Genomic DNA, 17,702 nt, shown 5'->3' with positions numbered 1-17,702 from the left:
ATGCCCCAGTTCTCCGTCGTCATTCCGACCCGCAACCGGCGTGCGCTGCTGGCCCGGGCGATCGCATCCGTGCGCCGGCAAAGCCTGCGCGACATCGAGCTCGTGGTGGTCGACGATGGCGACGGCGACGGACTGGAGGAGGCTCGCAGCATCGACTTCTGCCCGGTCGTGCTGCTGGCGACCGGTGGTGCCGGCCAGGTGCCGGCGCGCAACATGGGAGTCGGCGCGGCCCGCGGGGACAGGATCGCCTTCCTCGACGATGACGACTGGTGGGAGGATCCGGCCCATCTCGCCGGCCTGCTCGCCGCCTTCAAGGACGAGGGGCTGGCCTATGCCTCGGGCAGTATCGTCAGGGAGAGGCCGGACGGGCCGGACGAGGTGCTGCCCTTCCTGGCGCACGCCGACGCCGCGAGCCTGCGCCGCGACAACACGCTGCTGATCCCCGGCGTCGCCTATGACCGCGCCCTGCACGACCGTCTCGGGCCGTTCGACGAGCGCCTGCCGCATTACTGGGACTGGGACTGGTATCTGCGCCTCGCCGCGGCCGGCTTGGGCTTCTTCCCCTCCGGGGGCGAGGGCGTCCGTGTCTCGGCCCACGGCGACAGCGTGTCGGCGGCGGCCAACGCCGCATCGCGCCGGGCCGACCTCGACCGGCTCTGCGCCAAGCACGGCCTCGCCGGCATCGTGCTCAAGAACCACGAAAGCATCGCCCGCGACCAGGGAAGCGGGGCAACGGCCTGAAAGGCCGCAGCATGGAGCAGGCACGGCCTCGACCCCGCCGCCAGGCGCGGTGCGCCCCCCGGCTGCGATCACGCCTGTCCACACCCCGTAATGCTCCGGGGTGGCGGCGGCGGCCCTGTCTGACTAAAAGGGCGAGACGTTTGGAACACGGGGGTAGCATGATCACGGATTCCAACGCCGGCGTCGCCGTCGTCACCGGCGCCAGCCGCAGACAGGGGCTGGGCGTCGAGGTGGCGCGGCAGCTGGCCGTCAAGGGCTTCGTCGTCCTGCTCACGGCCCGCGACCCGGGCGCGGCCGACGTCAACGCGGCGGCGCTGCGGGCCGAAGGGCTCGACGTGCGCGGCCATGCCCTCGACGTCACCAGCGAGGCCAGCGCCTCGGAGCTGGTCGCGACCCTGCACCATCATTTCGGCCGCCTCGACGTGCTGGTCAACAATGCGGCGGGCGTGTTCGATCCGCAGGCCCCGACATTGACCGCCGATTTCGACGATGTGCGGCAGGCGCTGGAGATCAACCTTTTCGGCCCCTGGCGGATGATCCGCGTCATGGAGCCGCTGCTGCGCAACAGTCCCAGGCCGCGCGTCGTCAACATTTCCAGCGAGGCGGCCTCGTTCGCCGCCGCCCACGGCATGCCGCGGCGCGGCCCCCTGCTCGGCGGCTATGCCGTGTCGAAGGCGGCCCAGAATGCCATGACGGTGAAGATGGCGGCCGTGTTCGCCGGCGGGCCGGCGCTGGTCAATGCGGTCTGCCCCGGCTGGATCGCCACCACCGCCGGCGCCGCCGAGCAGGGCGCGAGACCGGTGGCCGAGGGCGCCGCCGGCGTGGTCTGGGCGGCGACGCTGCCCGAAGGCGGACCATCCGGGAAGTTCTTCAGGGACGGGCAGGAGTTGCCCTGGTAGGGCCGGCCGCGCAACCGGGGGACGCGTGGAGAGGGGGTCTCACGGGTCGAGCTTGCGCAAGGCCTGCTTGACGCCGGCGATCTCCCGGGACAACCCCTCGACGCGTTCGCGCATGGCCGCCGCCAGGCGATGGGCCACCTGCGGATATTCCTCCAGCGTGCGCCGGAACATCGGCCGGGAGATGCGCAGCACCGTGCTGGGCTCGCGGGCGATCGCCGTGGCCGGGCGCTTGGTCTCGGAGATCAGGGCCATCTCGCCGATCAGGGAGGCCGGGCCGACGATGGTCTCGGCGCCGCGGCCCTCCTCCCCGACCATGGCGATCGCGCCGTCCGCGACGACATAGCCGGCATCCGAGGTCTCGCCCTTGCGGAACAGCACGTCGCCGGCACGCAACTGCCGGGTCTCGGCGGCGAAGGCGAGCAGACGCAACGCCTCGCGGCCCATGCCGCCGAGGACCGGCACCCTGGAGAACAGCGCGATGTCGTCGTCGAGAGCCATCAGGAACCGCGGCCGGCCGCGCCGGCCGTCTCAAGCCTGTCTTCCGTTTTCAGATTCCCTCTCATGCCCCCATCCCCGCTCGACGACAGATCCCTACGGCACGAGCTTGTAGCCCCCGCCCTCGGTGACGAGGAGCGCGGCGTTGGAGGGATCCTTCTCGATCTTCTGGCGCAGGCGATAGATGTGGGTCTCCAGCGTATGCGTGGTCACGCCGGAATTGTACCCCCACACCTCCTGCAGCAATGTCTCGCGCGGCACCGCCTTCTGGCCGGAACGATAGAGATAGCGCAGGATCGAGGTCTCCTTTTCCGTCAGCCTGACCTTCGAGCCCTTCTCCGCCAGCAGGAGCTTGGATGCCGGCTTGAAGGTGAAGGAGCCGATGGTGAAGATGGCGTCCTCGCTGGTCTCGTGCTGGCGCAGATGCGCCCGCACCCGCGCCAGCAGGACGGCGAAGCGGAAGGGCTTGGTCACATAGTCGTTGGCGCCGGCCTCCAGCGCCAGGATGGTGTCGGAATCCGAATCATGGCCGGTCAGCATGATCACCGGCGCCTTGAAGCCGTTCTTGCGCATCAGCTTCACGGCTTCGCGCCCGTCCATGTCCGGCAGGCCGACATCCATGATCACCAGGTCGAGATGGTCGGTCTTGGCGGCCTGCACCGCCCTGGTCGCCGAGTCGGCCTGGGCGATCTCGAATTCGTCGTAGAGTGCCAGCTGCTCGGCGAGCGCGAGGCGCAACTCGCCCTCGTCGTCGACGATCAGGATCTTACGGCTGCCGGACATCGCGGGACTCATCCATGCTTTACGGCGTGTTGACATGCATCATGCAAGGAATCCAAGTGATTTGTGAAATGGCGTGAACGCGCTGTCGACAGGGATATGCAGGACATGAAGCGTCGCGTGGCGAGGATCCGGGTGCATGCCAGCCCGATCAGCCGCACCCGCGGCGTGCTGGTGGTCGGCGGCGTCGCCTACCCTTGCGTGCTCGGGCGCAGCGGCGTCGTCGTCGACAAGCGTGAGGGCGACGGCGGCACGCCGCGGGCCCGCCTCGCCCTGCGCGGCCAGATCCAGCGTCCCGACAAGGGCGCGCGGGTGCCGAGCCTGCTGCCGTTCCACGCCACCCGCCGCGACGACGCCTGGTGCGACGACGTGGCCGACCGCCGCTACAACCGCCCGATCCGCGACGCGTCCGGCACGGCCGAGGAGAGCCTGTGGCGGCAGGACCGCCTCTACGACCTGATCGTGCCGCTGGGCTGGAACGACGGGCCGGTGCGCAAGGGCCGCGGCAGCGCGATCTTCTGGCATGTCTGCCGGGAAGCGCGGACGCCGACGGCCGGCTGCGTGGCGGTCGAGCCCGCCGTGTTCCGCAAGGTGCTGCCGCGCCTGTCGCGCCGCGCGGTGATGACGATCGGTTGACGCGCCCCTATCCCTGGACGCCGTCCCGGACGCTCTGGAGGATGCGCCAGGCCTCCTCGGCCCGCTCCTGCGGCACGAACAGATGATCGTGGTAGAAGGCGGCGACCGGGTTGACGCCCATGCCCGCCCGCGCCAGGGCGGCCGTGATCGCCGCCAGGAAGCCGACGGCGTCGAGCGAGGAGTGGATGTCGAGCGTGATCATCCGGCAGGGGAAGATGCCGGCGATGCCCGCCGCCGCCGCGGCCTCCCGCTCCAGGATCAGGGTCGTGCCTTCCCGTTCCCGGAAGGTCATGATCGGATCGAGGCCGGGCGGGACAGGCGTGCCCGGCGCCAGCGTGGCGAAGACGTAGATCGGCGCCTGCAGCACCGGCCGCATCGAGCGCAGCAGCGCCTCCAGGTTGCGCTCGCCGCTCATCGATGACCGAAAATGGCGCTGCCGACGCGCACATGAGTGGCGCCGAGCTCGATGGCCGTCTCGAAGTCCGCGGACATGCCCATCGACAGCATCGACAGGCCGTTGCGGGCCGCGATCTTGGCGAGCAGGGCGAAATGCGGGCCGGGCGCCTGGTCGGCCGGCGGGATGCACATCAGCCCGTCGACGGCGAGGCCGTGGTCGCTGCGGCAGGCGGCGATGAAGGCGTCGGCCTCATCTGGCACGACGCCGGCCTTCTGCGGCTCCTCGCCGGTGTTGACCTGGACGAGCAGGCGCGGAGCCCGTCCCTGGCGGGCGATCTCCTTGGCCAGCGCCGCGGCGACCGAGGGGCGGTCGACGCTGTGGATGGCGTCGAACAGGGCCACCGCCTCCCTGGCCTTGTTGGACTGCAGCGGTCCGATCAGGTGCAGCTCGATATCCGGCCAGCGCTCGCGCAGCGCCGGCCATTTGCCCTGCGCCTCCTGGACGCGATTCTCGCCGAAGACGCGCTGGCCCGCGGCGAGCACGGGCTCGATCGCGGCGGCGTCGAAGGTCTTGGACACGGCGACGAGCGCCACCGAGCCGGCCGGGCGGCCGGCATCGGCTTCGGCCCTGGCGACGGCGGCACGGATCTCGGCAAGGCGGGCGGGGGCATCGGACATGGCGGCAACTCGGGATTTCATCTGGAATGTCCGGGCCCGCCGGGCGGGCCGGGACATTCCGCATGGTCTGCTTCGCCGATTGATAGTCGCCGGCGGCGGCCCTGGCTATGCCCCCGCGACAACCTGCTTCAGGCACCCGCTTTCACTCCGGAAGCGAAAACAGCTTGGTTTCGCCGCGAACTCGCCCTATCCGATGTTCACCCATCGTGGACGACGCCCGGAGTCGATCGGCCAGCGACGTCCCTCGTGTGTTTCGGGCCTCTCGGCCCGCGCAGTCCTTCGAGCCGGATATCATGACCACCGAACGCTACAACGCCCGCGAAACCGAGCCCAAATGGCAGAAGACCTGGGCGGACAAGGCGATCTTCGAGACCCGGAACGAGGATCCGCGGCCGCGCTACTACGTGCTGGAGATGTTCCCCTACCCGTCGGGGCGCATCCATATGGGCCATGTCCGCAACTACACCATGGGCGACGTGGTGGCGCGCTACAAGCGCGCCAAGGGCTTCAACGTGCTGCATCCGATGGGCTGGGACGCCTTCGGCATGCCGGCCGAGAACGCGGCGATGCAGAACAAGTCGCATCCGGCGACCTGGACCTACGCCAACATCGCCACCATGAAGGCGCAGCTCAAGTCCATGGGCCTGTCGCTCGACTGGAGCCGCGAGGTGGCGACCTGCGACCCCGCCTATTACCGCCACCAGCAGGCGATGTTCCTCGACTTCCTGGCCTCCGGCCTGGTCGAGCGCAAGGTCTCCAAGGTCAACTGGGACCCGGAGGACCAGACCGTGCTCGCCAACGAGCAGGTGATCGACGGCCGCGGCTGGCGCTCGGGCGCGCTGGTGGAGCAGCGCGAGCTGACGCAGTGGTTCCTGAAGATCACCGACTACTCGGAGGATCTGCTGACGGCGCTCGACACGCTCGACCGCTGGCCGGAAAAGGTCCGGCTGATGCAGAAGAACTGGATCGGCCGTTCCGAGGGCCTGCAGATCCGCTTCGCGATCGAGGAGGGCACCGCGCCGGCCGGCGAGAGCGAGCTGCTGATCTACACCACACGGCCGGACACGCTGTTCGGCGCCAAGTTCATGGCGATCGCGCCCGACCATCCGCTGGCGCGGTCCGCCGCGGCCGGGGATCCGGCGCTGGCCGCGTTCATCGCCGAGTGCAAGCGCAGCGGCACCGCGCTGGAGGCGATCGAGACCGCCGAGAAGCTGGGCTACGACACCGGCATCCGCGCCAGGCATCCCTTCGACGCCCATTGGACGCTGCCGGTCTACGTCGCCAACTTCATCCTGATGGACTACGGCACCGGCGCCATCTTCGGCTGCCCGGCCCATGACCAGCGCGACCTCGAATTCGTCGACAAGTACGGGCTCGGCGTCGTGCCGGTGGTCTGCCCGGAGGGCGCCGATCCCGAGACCTTCATGATCGACGACGTCGCCTATGACGGCGAGGGGCGAATGATCAATTCCCGCTTCCTCGACGGGCTGACCATCGCCGAGGCGAAGGAGGAAGTGGCGCGGCGCCTGGAGAGCCAGGAGCGCGGCGGCCGGCCGGTGGGCGAGCGCAAGGTCAATTTCCGCCTGCGCGACTGGGGCATCTCGCGCCAGCGCTACTGGGGTTGCCCGATCCCGGTGATCCACTGCGAGGCCTGCGGCATCGTGCCCGTGCCGAAGAAGGACCTGCCGGTGAAGCTGCCGGACGACGTGACCTTCGACAAGCCGGGCAATCCGCTCGACCGGCATCCGACCTGGCGCCATGTCTCTTGCCCGCAATGCGGCAACGCGGCGCGGCGCGAGACCGACACGATGGACACCTTCGTCGACTCGTCCTGGTACTTCGCCCGCTTCACCGATCCGTGGAACCGGACGGAGCCGACGACGCGTTCCGAGGCCGACCGCTGGCTGCCGGTGGACCAGTATATCGGCGGCATCGAGCACGCGATCCTGCACCTGCTCTACAGCCGCTTCTTCGTGCGGGCGATGCGCAAGACCGGTCATCTCGGCCTGGACGAGCCGTTCAAGGGCCTGTTCACCCAGGGCATGGTGGTGCACGAGACCTATCGCGGCGCCGACGGGACCTATGTGCTGCCCTCCGAGGTGCGCATCGGCGGCGAGGGCGAGCAGCGCTTTGCCGTCAGCATCACCACGGGCGAGCCGATCGAGATCGGCCCGATCGAGAAGATGTCGAAGTCGAAGCGCAACGTCGTCGACCCCGACGACATCATCGCCGACTACGGCGCCGACACCGCGCGCTGGTTCATGCTGTCGGACTCGCCGCCCGAGCGCGACGTGATCTGGACCGAGGACGGCGTGCAGGGTGCCGGACGCTTCGTGCAGCGCGTCTGGCGGCTGGTCAACGACGTCGCCGCCAGGACGGCGCCCTCGACGGCGCCGACGAGCTACGGCCCCGAGGCGCAGGCCGTGCGCAAGGCGGCGCACCGGGCCCTGGCGGCCGTGGAGGCCGATATCGAGCGGCTCGGCTTCAACCGTTGCGTGGCCCATGTCTACACGCTGGCGAACGCGCTCGGCGCGGCGGCCGCCGACAGCGCCAAGCCGGCCGAGGGCATGCCCGCGGCACTGCGCGAGGCGGCGACCGTCCTGGTGCAGCTGATCGCGCCGATGATGCCGCATCTGGCCGAGGAGTGCTGGAGCGTGCTGGGCGGCGAGGGCCTGGTGGCGGAAGCCGCCTGGCCGGTTGCCGACCCCGCCCTGCTGCAGGACGACACGGTCACGCTGCCGGTGCAGGTCAACGGGCGCAAGCGCGCGGACTTGACGGTGCCCAAGGCTGCGACGCAAAACGAGATCGAGGCGGCAACCCTGGCGCTCGAAGCCGTGCAGCGCGCGCTCGAAGGCAAGCCGGTCAAGAAGCTCATCGTCGTGCCGGGAAGGATCGTGAATGTCGTCGCCTGACCGTTCTTCGCGCCGCGCCGCCCTGCTTGCCCTGGCGGCGCTGCCGGCGCTGTCCCTCACCGGCTGCTTCCGGCCGATGTATGCGACGCCCGCCACCGGCGGCCCGGGCCTGGCCGACAAGCTCGCGGCCATCGAGGTGGCGCCGATCCCGGTCGGGGTCCGGGATGCGCGCGTGGCCCAGCAGGTGCGCAACAACCTGCAATTCGCCTTCACCGGCGGCGGGGCGGCCCCGCCGCCGCAATATGTGCTCCACCTCCATGTCAGGTCGACGCTGACCGACTACATCGTCGATGCACAGACGCAGATCCGCCAGGTCGACCAGGTGATCGTGTCCGGCGAGTTCTCGCTGACACCGGTCGGATCGGAGACGCCGGTGCTGTCCGGCAAGAACTTTGCACGCAAGTCCTTCGATCGCGGCCAGCAGCAATTCGCCGCCGTCAGAGCCGGCCGCGATGCCGAGAACGGCGCGGCCGAGGTACTGGCGGACGCGATCAAGACGCGCGTCGCCGCTTTCCTGACCCGATGAGTCGCCGCCGGACGAGTGACAGAGCCGCCGCGGTTCCGGAAGAGCGCGGGCAGGCCTTCTCCGCGCTCGATCCTGCCCCTTTCGGAGCGCCCCTGTCATGACGGCGATCCCGGCGCGCTCCGCCGACGCCTTCGTGCGCAAGCCGGATGCCCATTACGCCGTCGTGCTGATCTACGGGCCCGACACCGGGCTGGTGAACGAGCGGGCCAAGGCGGTGGTGACGGCCTCGATCGACGACGCCTCCGACCCCTTCCAGATGATCAAGCTCGACGGCGACGACATCGCCGCCGATCCGGCCCGCCTCGCCGACGAAGCCTACACCATCCCCCTGTTCGGCGGCCGGCGGGCGATCTGGGTCAGGGCCGGCGGACGCAATCTCGCGCCGGCGGTCGAGCCGCTGCTGGCCAGTCCGCCGTCCGACTGCCGGGTGGTGATCGAGGGCGGCGACTGGAAGAAATCAGCCCCTCTCGTCGGCCTGGTGGAACGATCGAGGACCGGCGCGGTGCTGGCCTGCTACGGCGACGAGGCGGCGACGGTCGGCCAGATCGTCGCCGACGAGATCGCGGCGGCGGGCCTCGCCATTGCGCCGGAAGCCCGCGAGGCCCTGCTCGGCCTGCTCGGCGGCGACCGGCTCGCCTCGCGCTCGGAAGTGCGCAAGCTGACGCTCTATGCCCACGGCGCCGGGAGGATCGAGCTTTCTGACGTCGAGGCGGTGGTGGGCGATGCCAGCCTGCTCGCCACCGACACGATCATCGACGCCGCCTTCTCCGGCCGCACCGACACGCTCGACCCGGCCCTGGCCAAGGCCTGGAGCGAGGGCGTAAACCCGTCGGTGCTGGTCGGCGCGGCACTGCGCCATGCCCTGATGCTGCACCGCCTGCGTGCCGAAGCGGACAAGGGCCGCCCGGCCGCAAGCGTGGTGGAGGCGGCCGGTGGACAGGTGCATTTCCGGCGCAAGGCGGCGGTGGCGGCGCAACTGGCGGCGCTCACGGCCGAGCGGCTCGACCGCATCGTCGCCGACCTCGCCGACGGCGTGCTGGAAGCCCGGCGCAACGCCACGCTCGCCGAGGTGATCGCCTCGCGCGCCCTGATGCGCGTCGCGCTCGGCGCTCGGGTGAGGCGGCGCTGAGACGAGCCCAGGCTGCACTCGCCGGAGTCGGCTCGAGGGGCTCGGGAAGCGGAGACGGGTTCCACCCAGCCCAAGCCGATATATTTCCGTTGCGGCATATATAGATATACTTTAGCGTTACGCTCCCATGGTTCGATTCCGATCGCTGCCCTGAAAATATAAGACATTGATTCAATTAAGATTCCGGACAGACAGCCCAGCGCGAATTCGTCAGGTTCGGAATACTCCCGTATGTGGGTAATCCAGATCGTTTCTTTTCGATGGGAGCACGTAACCCCATGGTGGATATTCCCGACAACACGACCACGACCGCCATCTTCCAGGGCGACGTCCAGGTGGTCGCCTCCTGTTCGGGGACCTTCGAAACGGCCGGAGACAGCGACTGGATCAGGCTCGACCTGGTCGCCGGCACCACCTATCGCTTCTTCGCCCGTGACGCGCTGGCCGGCGGCGCAAGCGGCGACGCCTATCTCCGCCTGTTCGACGCAGCGGGCGTGGAACTCGCTCACGACGACAACAGCGGCAGCGGACAGAATGCCTTCATCAGCTTCACCGCCACGACGAGCGGCACCTATTTCGTCGGCGTCAACGACGTCGGAAACGCCATCGCCCAGTACACCATCGATGTCGTCAGCAGCAATTACCAAGGCTCCGTGATCATCAACGGAGAGACGATCGACACCGGCTCCGGGGGAGAACGCTTCACGTCCGGCAGCCCGGGCGACGATGTCATCATGTACCGCGACTTCGAGTTCTTCGAGGCGGTCGAGAATACGATCTTCGGCGGGGCCGGCGACGACAGGATCGTTACGGGCACGAATTTGATCGATCCCAAGGGCGAAGAAAGGGACGGTACGAGCACCGTATACGGCGGGGCCGGCGCGGACCATATCAGCGGCGGCTCCAACGTCGACGTCCTCCACGGGGACGATGGGGACGACAGCATCGCCGGCGGGAGCGGCGACGATACGCTCTGGGGCGGTGCGGGCAATGATATCCTCTACGGCGAGTTCGGCAAAGACACGCTGGACGGCGGCGACGGCAACGACATGCTGGACGGCGGCGTCGGCAGCGACACGCTGAACGGTGGTGCCGGCGACGACGTGTTGTCGAACGGCGGCTACGGGACGGACACCATCAACGGCGGCAGCGGCGACGACATCGTCCGTCTGCGCGGGACGGCGCTCAAAGGCACTATCGACGGTGGGACCGGCGTCGATACGCTGGATCTGCGCCTGGTCCTCCTCGGCGCCGCCGTCGACCTCACCGCCGGCACCTGGGGCGCCAACCCGGCCTCCGGCGGTCCCTACGCTATCGCCGGCATCGAGAACGTCATCGGTACGCGGTACGCCGACATCATCGTCGGCAGCGCGGCCGCGAACGTCATCGACGGCCATGGCGGCGACGACACCATTCAGGGCGGCGCCGGCGCCGACAAGATGATCGGCGGCGACGGCGACGACACCTATTACGTCGACAACGCCAGGGACGTGGTCGACGAGACCGGCACGACCGGCCTCGACAAGGTCTATGCGTCGGTCAGCTTCAGCCTGTCCGATCCCTACCACTGCAAGGGCAAGGTCGAGACCCTGGTCCTGGCCAACGTCCACGACATCGACGGCACCGGCAACGCCCTCGCCAACCGGATCTTCGGCAATGCCGGCGCCAACACGCTGAAGGGCCTTGCCGGCAACGACAGCCTCGACGGCCGCGGCGGCAACGACGTCCTGGTCGGCGGGGCCGGCGCCGACAGGCTGACCGGAGGCCTCGGGGCCGACCGCTTCGTCTTCACCGCGCCATCGGAGAGCTCCGCGGCCGCTTTTGGCCGGGACATCATCCAGGACTTCAACGCCGCGGAGGGCGACCGGATCGACCTGAAGGAGATCGACGCCAACAGCGTCGCCTCCGGCAACCAGGCCTTCAAGTTCCTCGGCAGCGCCGCCTTCACCCATCACGCCGGCGAGCTGCGCTACCAGGCTGTGAACGGGAACGCCTATGTCTATGGCGACGTCAACGGCGACGGCAAGGCAGACTTCTCGATCCAGGTCAACCACCCGGCCTCGCTGCAGGCGAGCGACTTCATCCTGTAGTCCCGACGCCGTGACACAGGCGCGGAGACGAGGCCGGACCATGCCCCATAGGCGCTGAGATACGTAATCGTCGGAGAAATGGGCTCGCCCGTTCAATCGCGTCGTGGCCGGACTTGATCCGGCCATCGCGACCAGATCGCATGCGATCTCGTCAGGGAACACGGCGATTGGAAGGCTGCTGTCACCCGATCTGTGCCGCTGACGCGCGCCAGGAGCGACATGGCCCGCTCCTGTCTTGCGAACCCTATGGGACGACGCCCGGGCCTTCCTATGCATCGCGTGTCACGTCGCGGCTTCGGCGCCGAACCGGACAAGCCGGCGCCGCCCGCTCAACCCAGGCTGCGCTTGCGCAGGGCGTGGGCCTTTTCGCGGAACCTGGCGCGGATTTCCGTTTCGTCCACGCCGGCGACCCGACGCTTCTCCATCAGGATGCGGCCGCCGACGATGCTGTCGCGCACGTCGTCGGCGCGGCTGGAATAGACCAGCGCCGCAGCCGGATCGTAGACCGGCAGGGTATGGGCCTTGTCCATGTCGACGACGATGACGTCCGCCGCCATGCCCGGCACCAACTGGCCGGTCTCGGCCCGGTTCATGGCCTTGGCGCCTTCGGCGGTCGCCATCTCCAGGATTTCCGCCGTCTTCAGGAACTCGGTATCGTCGGTCTTGTCCTTGTGGATCATGCCGGCGAACTTCATCTCCTGGAACATGTCGAGCGTGTTGTGGCTGGCCGGGCCGTCGGTCGCCAAGCCGACGGTGACGCCGTGCTCGCGCACGCATTTTAGCCGCAGCGTCCCCGATGCGAGCTTGGCGTTGCAGCAGGGGCAATGGGCGATCTTGGTGCCGCGCTCGCCGAGGATGCGGGCATCCTCGTCGTCGAGCTGGGTGCAGTGCGCGGCGGTGATGTCGGGCTTGAGGAAGCCGAGCGAGTCCAGCCAGCGCACCGGCGAGGTGCCGTAAGTCTCCGCCACATAGGCGATCTCCTGCGGCCCCTCCGACAGATGGGTGTGGATCGGCACCCTGTGCGCATCGGCGACCTCGCGCACCAGCCGGAACATCTCGGCGCCGCAGGAATAGGGAGCGTGCGGCGACAGCCCGACCTGCAGCAAGCCGTCGCGCGTGTCGTGGTGTCGGGCGACGAGGTCGCCGAAGCCGTGCAGCGTCTTCCAGGACCAGTCGGTGATCGAGACGTAGACGCCGCGGTCGGCGAAGCCGTAGCCGAGAGTGGCGCGCAGCGGCACCTGCTTCAGCGCCTCGATCTGCGGCTCGACCGCATAGGCGTCGAAATGCTCGTTGAAGGAGGTCACGCCGGACTTCACCATCTCGACCAGGCCGTTCAGGCTGGCCCAGTAGAGCGTCTCCGGGTCGAAATTGCGCTTGAGCTGCCACATCGTCGCCAGCCACTCGAACAGACGCACGTCCTCCAGGAGGCCGCGCAGCAGCATGTTCGAGGCGATATGGGTGTGGCTGTCGCAGAAGCCGGGCATGACGACGCAGTTGGCCGCGTCGATGACCTTCGCCGCGCCGGCGATGTCCACCTGCCCGGCCGGCCCGACGGCCTCGATCCTGTTTCCGACGATGGTCACCGTGCCGCGCTCGATCGCCTTGGCGCCGCCCATGGGCAGCACCGTGCCGTTGACGATGGCGATATCGATGCTCATGTGTCTCTCCCCTCTGTGTGCTCGGGATCGGCGGCCGATCAGCGGACGTCGCGGAAATAGGGCTGGCCGAGCGCGGCCGGCGCGGCGGTGGCCCGGCGCATGCGATGCCAGACGAAGGCGGGAACCATGATGAAGGCCAGGGCGCCGAGATAGGGCAGCATCGCCAGCAGCGGCGCCGCGATCGGCCAGTTGCGCGCCTGGCCGACATAGCCCACGGCGGTGATCAGGCCGAACAGCAGCGCCGCCAGGGCGACGCCGAAGGGCCGGTAGCGGGCGAAGATGACCAGCGCCGCGGCGATCCAGCCCCGGCCCGCGACCATCCCCTCCGACCAGGACGGCACGAAGGCCAGCGTCAGATAGGCGCCGGCGCCGGCCGCCAGGACGGCGCCGAGGCAGACATACCAGAAGCGGATCGCCAGGACGGGAATGCCGGCGGCATCCGCCGCGGCCGGATTCTCGCCGACGGCGCGCATGTCGAGGCCGTGCCGGGTCCGGAACAGGAGCAGGTGGACGGCCGCCGGCAGCACCAGGAAGATCAGGTAGACGAGGATGTTCTGCGAGAAGAAGGCCGGTCCCAGGACCGGGATGTCGCTGAGGATCGGCACGGCGACCGGACCGAAGGTCGCCGTGACCGGGACGCCGGAGAAGGACTTTCCGAGCGTCGCGGACAGTCCGGTGCCGATCAGGGTCAGGGCCAGGCCGCACAGGATCTGGTCGGCCCGGCAGACCACGGTCGCCAGCGCGAACACGAGGCCGAGGCCGAGGCCGACCGCCAGCGCCGCCATCAGCGCGACCAGGGCGCTCGGAACGGCCACGGTGACGGCGACCGCCGTCATGGCGCCCATCGCCATCAGCCCCTCGAGGCCGAGGTTCACCACGCCGACACGCTCGCTGATCACCTCGCCCAGCGCCGCCAGGGCGAGCACTCCGCCGGCCAGCACCGCAGTCGCCAGGAGGCCCGTCACAATGTCCATGGCGTCGTCCTATCGTGACCCGTCCGCGGCGCGGACCCGGCGGTAGCGGGCAAACTCCTCGCCGATGGCGGTGAACATCAGCACCAGCCCGGTCAGCGCGACCACGGTCGAGGTGGTCAGGCCCTGCGTCTGCAGGATGATGCCGGCGTTCAGGAGGAAGGCCATCAGGGCGGCAGCCGCCAGCACGGCCAGGCACGACCGGTTGGCCAGGACGGCGACGATGATGCCGAGATAGCCGAAATTGTTGGAGATGCCGCCCTGGAGCCGATGAACCGTTCCCGCCACCTCCAGCATGCCGGCAAGGCCGGCCACGGCTCCCGACAGCAGCATCACCGCGACGATGCGATGGCGGACGGGGATGCCGGCATAGTGCGCGCCCTCGGGGTTGGCGCCGCTGATCCGCACTTCATAGCCCCACCGGGTGAAGGTCAGGACGGCGGCGACCGCCACGGTCACGACGATCGCGATCACGAAGCCCCAATGGACCACGCCCCAGAGCTCCGGGACGGCATAGCGGATGCGCGGGGTCGATCCGAGCGTGCCGGCGCCGCGATCCCGCCACGGCCCGGTGCCGACATAGTAGACCAGCAGGGTGGCGACGAAGTTCAGGAGCAGCGTCGAGATCAGCTCGTTGACGCCGGCATAGGCCCGGGCGAAAGCGGGAACGGCGATCCACAGGAGGCCGCCGACGGCGCCGGCCAGGACCATCAGCGGCAGCATCAGCCAGGCAGGACCGTTCAGGAACAGGCCGACCGCGGTGGCCAGCAGCGCGCCGGCGTAGAACTGCCCCTCCGCGCCGATGTTCCACAAGCCGATACGCCGCGTGATCATGACGGCAAGGCCGGTGAGGATGAGCGGCGTCGCCAGGACGCACAGATCCTGCCAGCCGAAGCTGGAACCGAAGGTCGAGGCCACGACCTGGCCACCCATGCGCAACGCGTCGCGGCCGGTCAGCGCCACCAGCGCGCCGCCGACCAGCAGGGCCAGGCCGATGGCGGCGAGGCGGGCAGCCAGCGACCTCGCCGGCGTCGCCGAAGCGGCCCTCTGAAGACGGACCGTCATGATGCTGCTCCCCCGGGCGCCGGCGACGGCCGGCCGCCCATCGCCAGCCCGATCGCCTCGATATCGGCGGTTGCCGGATCGAAGGTGGCCATGACGCGCCCCTCGTAGAGGACGGCGATGCGATCGCAGACGCCGAGCAGTTCCTCCAGATCCTCGGAGATCAGCACCACCGCGACGCCCTTGTCGCGCAGGCCGACGAAAGAGCGCAGCATCGTGTCGATCGCGCCGATGTCGAGGCCGCGGCTGGGATAGGCGGCGACCAGCACCCGGCTGGCGATGCGCATCTCGCGCTGCGCCACCAGGCGCTGCTGGTTGCCGCCGGACAGGTTGCGGATCGGCATGGCGAAATCGGGAACGGCGACGGCGGCGGCCGCCGCGACCGCACGGGCCAGCCGCCGCGCCGCGCCCGGGCGATAGAACAAGCCGCGCGCCAGGGGCGGCGCCTTGTATTCGCGCATCGCCACATTGTCGTCGATCGGCAGGGACGGGGCGAGGCCGCTGCGCAGGCGGTCTTCGGGGATATGGCCGATGCCGAGGGCGGCAAAGCCGCATGCGCCGGAACGGCGGATGGCGGCTCCGTTCAGCAGCACCTCGCCCGCCGTGGGCGCCAGCATGCCGGTGATGATCTGGCTGAGCTCGCGCTGACCGTTGCCGGCAACGCCCGCGATGCCGAGGATCTCGCCGGCGCGGATGCCGAGATCGACATGCCGCAGGGTGGCGAGACCGCGCTCGTCCTCGACGCAGACGCCCTTCAGCTCCAGGGCGCAGGCGCCGGCCGCCATGGGCGCGCCGCCATGGCCGTCGCGACGGTTGCGCGCGCCGATGTCGCGGCCGACCATCAGCGCCGCCAGCATGCGCTCGTCGCAATCGGCCGTCGCATGCTCGCCGACCTTGCGGCCGCCGCGCAGCACCGTCACCCGGTCCGAAATCGCGAGGACCTCGCCGAGCTTGTGGCTGATGAAGACCACGGCGTTGCCGGCGCGGCGATAGGCGTCGAGAGCCTTGAACAGTTCGCGCACCTCGCCGGGCGTGAGCACGGCCGTGGGCTCGTCCAGGACGAGGATGCGTGCACCGCGCGCCAGCACCCGCAGGATCTCGACGCGCTGCTGCTCTCCGGCCGACAGCGTGTCGATGCGCGCCTCGGGGCGGACGCCGAGGTTGAAGCGCCCGGCGATCGCCCGCGTCCTCGCTTCGAGCTCGCCGGCCGTGATCCGCCTCGGCGTGTCCTTCCAGCCCAGGTGGATGTTCTCGGCCACGGTGAAGGCCTGCACCAGCTTGAAGTGCTGATGCACCATGCCGATGCCAGCGGCGATCGCATCCAACGGCGAGGAAAAGCGGACCGTCCGGCCGTCGATGGCGATCGAACCGGCATCGGGCTGGTAGATGCCGGTGAGGATGTTCATCAGCGTCGACTTGCCGGCGCCGTTCTCGCCGAGCAGGGCGTGGATCTCGCCTGCCCGGATGTCGAGGTCGACCGCCTCGTTGGCGACGACGCCCGGGAAATACTTGGCGATGGCGCGCAGGGAGGCGATCGCCGCACCGGCCCCGCGCCCCTGGAATGCCTCCGGCGAAGCAGACATGGCTGCGGCCCGCACGAGCGCGACGCTACGCGGCCAGGCCGGACACACCTTCCACGGACCAGTCCCAATTGTAGAGCGCGAGCTCGTCCATCGTCTCGCCCGCCTTGACGCGGACCGTGCCGCCGCTGTCCTTGATCTCGCCCGTGAAGGGGCTCCAGCCGCCGAGGATCTTCTCGCGCACAGCATCGGCCTTGGCGGCGACGTCGGCCGGGACCGCCTTGCCCCAGGCGTCGCGGTCGACGCCCCGGCCCATGCCGAGGAGCGTCTGGCCGCCGCCGGTCCAGCGCCCTTCCAGCCGCTGGCGGACCTGGTCGACATAGAAGGCGGTCCAGTCGGGGACGATGGAGCTGACATAGGCGTTCTCGCCGAAACGCCGCATGTCGGCATTCCACATCGCGGCGCGCACGCCGCGCTGCTCGCAGACCTGCAGATAGGCCGGCTCGTTCATGACGCCGAACAGGAAATCGCAACCGCTGTCGATCAGGGCGCTCGCCGCCTGGTTGGCCCCCTGCGGATCGAACCAGGAATTGACGGTGATGACCTGCAGCGTCGCCGCGGGATTGACCGAGCGGGCTCCGAGCAGGAAGGCGTTGGTGGAGCTGAACACCACCGGCACGGGGAAGGACGCGACATATCCGAGCTTGCCCGACTTGCTGAGCAGGCCCGCGGCCACGCCCAGCACATAGGTCGGGTACCAGTGCTTGACATAGTACCAGCCGAGATTGTCGGCGACCGCGCGCCCGTCGGCCTGGAGGAATGCGACCTCCGGCGCGCGCTCGACCACCGAGGTGAGGAAGTCGCCGTAGTTGGAGGTGGAGAACACCATCTGGGCGCCCTCCTGCACGAACTGCCGGAACGTCCGGCTGGCGTCCGCCGAGAACGGCACGCTTTCGACCACCAGGGTCCGCAGCTTCGGAAAGGCGGCCTTGATCGCCTCGACCCCGAGATTCTGCTTGGCATTCCAGCCTTCGTCCGCCACGGGCCCCGTCAGGGCGAAGGCGATCGTCGCGTCCTCTTCCTTGATCGCCGGCAGCGCCGCGCCGGCGCGCGCGCCCCACCCCGGCAGGACCAGCGGCAGCGCCGCACCGGCGGTTGCGACCAGGACGTGCCGACGCGTCAGACTTGCACGGATCATTGTCATGTCCC

16 protein-coding genes are annotated in these 17,702 nt (G+C 69.5%); 7 read left to right on the top strand and 9 right to left on the bottom strand.

The annotated features are described in order from the left end of the window. Window positions 1-741, top strand: a complete 741-nt coding sequence (locus tag AC27L4_RS18180) for a glycosyltransferase family 2 protein (RefSeq protein ID WP_487143663.1) — start codon at window positions 1-3, stop codon at window positions 739-741. Window positions 742-899: 158 nt separating this feature from the next. After that, the gene (locus tag AC27L4_RS18175; protein WP_487143662.1) at window positions 900-1,640 is read left to right on the top strand and encodes an SDR family oxidoreductase; all 741 of its coding nucleotides are present in this window, start codon (window positions 900-902) and stop codon (window positions 1,638-1,640) included. A 39-nt stretch (window positions 1,641-1,679) separates the two neighbouring features. Here AC27L4_RS18175 and AC27L4_RS18170 read toward each other — a convergent pair whose 3' ends face one another. Both AC27L4_RS18170 and AC27L4_RS18165 read right to left on the bottom strand, forming a co-directional pair. Next, on the bottom strand, window positions 1,680-2,138 hold the full coding sequence (locus tag AC27L4_RS18170; protein ID WP_487143661.1) for a cyclic nucleotide-binding domain-containing protein: 459 nt from the start codon (window positions 2,136-2,138) through the stop codon (window positions 1,680-1,682). Window positions 2,139-2,231: 93 nt separating this feature from the next. Continuing rightward, entirely contained in the window at window positions 2,232-2,918 is a 687-nt protein-coding gene (locus tag AC27L4_RS18165) for a response regulator transcription factor (RefSeq protein ID WP_487143660.1), read from the bottom strand. A 105-nt stretch (window positions 2,919-3,023) separates the two neighbouring features. Here AC27L4_RS18165 and AC27L4_RS18160 point away from each other — a divergent pair, with 105 nt between their 5' ends. Then, the gene (locus tag AC27L4_RS18160) at window positions 3,024-3,551 is read left to right on the top strand and encodes a L,D-transpeptidase family protein (protein ID WP_487143659.1); all 528 of its coding nucleotides are present in this window, start codon (window positions 3,024-3,026) and stop codon (window positions 3,549-3,551) included. Between the two features lie 7 nt (window positions 3,552-3,558). Here the strand turns inward: AC27L4_RS18160 and AC27L4_RS18155 are convergent, their stop codons facing one another. Then, window positions 3,559-3,966: an ACT domain-containing protein gene (locus AC27L4_RS18155; RefSeq protein ID WP_487143657.1), complete on the bottom strand. Its 408-nt coding sequence runs from the start codon at window positions 3,964-3,966 to the stop codon at window positions 3,559-3,561. Next, window positions 3,963-4,625: a YggS family pyridoxal phosphate-dependent enzyme gene (locus AC27L4_RS18150; protein ID WP_487143655.1), complete on the bottom strand. Its 663-nt coding sequence runs from the start codon at window positions 4,623-4,625 to the stop codon at window positions 3,963-3,965. The genes AC27L4_RS18155 and AC27L4_RS18150 overlap by 4 nt, the downstream gene beginning before the upstream one ends. Window positions 4,626-4,918: 293 nt before the next feature. Between AC27L4_RS18150 and leuS the strand changes: the two genes are divergently transcribed. From leuS to AC27L4_RS18130, 4 genes are all read left to right on the top strand, one after another. Beyond that, window positions 4,919-7,537 carry a leucine--tRNA ligase gene (gene leuS / locus AC27L4_RS18145; protein ID WP_487143654.1) on the top strand — a complete coding sequence of 873 codons (2,619 nt, stop codon included), beginning with the start codon at window positions 4,919-4,921 and terminating at the stop codon, window positions 7,535-7,537. After that, window positions 7,524-8,063 carry an LPS assembly lipoprotein LptE gene (locus AC27L4_RS18140; protein ID WP_487143653.1) on the top strand — a complete coding sequence of 180 codons (540 nt, stop codon included), beginning with the start codon at window positions 7,524-7,526 and terminating at the stop codon, window positions 8,061-8,063. Before leuS ends, AC27L4_RS18140 begins: the two co-directional genes overlap by 14 nt. Before the next feature lie 97 nt (window positions 8,064-8,160). After that, window positions 8,161-9,192 carry a DNA polymerase III subunit delta gene (gene holA / locus AC27L4_RS18135; protein ID WP_487143652.1) on the top strand — a complete coding sequence of 344 codons (1,032 nt, stop codon included), beginning with the start codon at window positions 8,161-8,163 and terminating at the stop codon, window positions 9,190-9,192. Between the two features lie 278 nt (window positions 9,193-9,470). After that, window positions 9,471-11,282, top strand: coding sequence for a pre-peptidase C-terminal domain-containing protein (locus AC27L4_RS18130; RefSeq protein WP_487143651.1), 1,812 nt, complete (start codon window positions 9,471-9,473; stop codon window positions 11,280-11,282). Between the two features lie 329 nt (window positions 11,283-11,611). Here AC27L4_RS18130 and AC27L4_RS18125 read toward each other — a convergent pair whose 3' ends face one another. The 5 genes from AC27L4_RS18125 to AC27L4_RS18105 are packed head-to-tail and all read right to left on the bottom strand — an operon-like array spanning window position 11,612 to window position 17,691. Next, a complete protein-coding gene (locus tag AC27L4_RS18125; RefSeq protein WP_487143650.1) occupies window positions 11,612-12,940 on the bottom strand; it encodes an amidohydrolase family protein in 1,329 nt (442 codons plus the stop codon). Between the two features lie 38 nt (window positions 12,941-12,978). Next, complete coding sequence (locus AC27L4_RS18120; protein ID WP_487143648.1) at window positions 12,979-13,914, bottom strand: ABC transporter permease; 936 nt, start codon at window positions 13,912-13,914, stop codon at window positions 12,979-12,981. A 9-nt stretch (window positions 13,915-13,923) separates the two neighbouring features. Then, the gene (locus tag AC27L4_RS18115) at window positions 13,924-14,976 is read right to left on the bottom strand and encodes an ABC transporter permease (RefSeq protein WP_487143646.1); all 1,053 of its coding nucleotides are present in this window, start codon (window positions 14,974-14,976) and stop codon (window positions 13,924-13,926) included. Then, window positions 14,973-16,556, bottom strand: a complete 1,584-nt coding sequence (locus tag AC27L4_RS18110; protein ID WP_487143644.1) for an ABC transporter ATP-binding protein — start codon at window positions 16,554-16,556, stop codon at window positions 14,973-14,975. Before AC27L4_RS18110 ends, AC27L4_RS18115 begins: the two co-directional genes overlap by 4 nt. 25 nt (window positions 16,557-16,581) lie before the next feature. Further along, window positions 16,582-17,691, bottom strand: coding sequence for a BMP family ABC transporter substrate-binding protein (locus tag AC27L4_RS18105; RefSeq protein WP_487143643.1), 1,110 nt, complete (start codon window positions 17,689-17,691; stop codon window positions 16,582-16,584). Window positions 17,692-17,702: the final 11 nt, after the last annotated feature.

This window comes from Labrys sp. Lb11 (genome assembly GCF_057554225.1).
This window is presented reverse-complemented; position numbering and strand designations above follow the sequence as displayed.

What these genes read in the sequence shown, in the direction of transcription:
- AC27L4_RS18125 (WP_487143650.1), bottom strand. Translation starts at nt 12,940, where the DNA reads ATGAGCATCGATATCGCCATCGTCAACGGCACGGTGCTGCCCATGGGC.
- AC27L4_RS18120 (WP_487143648.1), bottom strand. Translation starts at nt 13,914, where the DNA reads ATGGACATTGTGACGGGCCTCCTGGCGACTGCGGTGCTGGCCGGCGGA.
- AC27L4_RS18175 (WP_487143662.1), top strand. Translation starts at nt 900, where the DNA reads ATGATCACGGATTCCAACGCCGGCGTCGCCGTCGTCACCGGCGCCAGC.
- AC27L4_RS18165 (WP_487143660.1), bottom strand. Translation starts at nt 2,918, where the DNA reads ATGTCCGGCAGCCGTAAGATCCTGATCGTCGACGACGAGGGCGAGTTG.
- leuS (WP_487143654.1), top strand. Translation starts at nt 4,919, where the DNA reads ATGACCACCGAACGCTACAACGCCCGCGAAACCGAGCCCAAATGGCAG.
- AC27L4_RS18150 (WP_487143655.1), bottom strand. Translation starts at nt 4,625, where the DNA reads ATGTCCGATGCCCCCGCCCGCCTTGCCGAGATCCGTGCCGCCGTCGCC.
- AC27L4_RS18130 (WP_487143651.1), top strand. Translation starts at nt 9,471, where the DNA reads ATGGTGGATATTCCCGACAACACGACCACGACCGCCATCTTCCAGGGC.
- AC27L4_RS18180 (WP_487143663.1), top strand. Translation starts at nt 1, where the DNA reads ATGCCCCAGTTCTCCGTCGTCATTCCGACCCGCAACCGGCGTGCGCTG.
- AC27L4_RS18110 (WP_487143644.1), bottom strand. Translation starts at nt 16,556, where the DNA reads ATGTCTGCTTCGCCGGAGGCATTCCAGGGGCGCGGGGCCGGTGCGGCG.
- AC27L4_RS18160 (WP_487143659.1), top strand. Translation starts at nt 3,024, where the DNA reads ATGAAGCGTCGCGTGGCGAGGATCCGGGTGCATGCCAGCCCGATCAGC.
- holA (WP_487143652.1), top strand. Translation starts at nt 8,161, where the DNA reads ATGACGGCGATCCCGGCGCGCTCCGCCGACGCCTTCGTGCGCAAGCCG.
- AC27L4_RS18170 (WP_487143661.1), bottom strand. Translation starts at nt 2,138, where the DNA reads ATGGCTCTCGACGACGACATCGCGCTGTTCTCCAGGGTGCCGGTCCTC.
- AC27L4_RS18105 (WP_487143643.1), bottom strand. Translation starts at nt 17,691, where the DNA reads ATGATCCGTGCAAGTCTGACGCGTCGGCACGTCCTGGTCGCAACCGCC.
- AC27L4_RS18155 (WP_487143657.1), bottom strand. Translation starts at nt 3,966, where the DNA reads ATGAGCGGCGAGCGCAACCTGGAGGCGCTGCTGCGCTCGATGCGGCCG.
- AC27L4_RS18115 (WP_487143646.1), bottom strand. Translation starts at nt 14,976, where the DNA reads ATGACGGTCCGTCTTCAGAGGGCCGCTTCGGCGACGCCGGCGAGGTCG.
- AC27L4_RS18140 (WP_487143653.1), top strand. Translation starts at nt 7,524, where the DNA reads ATGTCGTCGCCTGACCGTTCTTCGCGCCGCGCCGCCCTGCTTGCCCTG.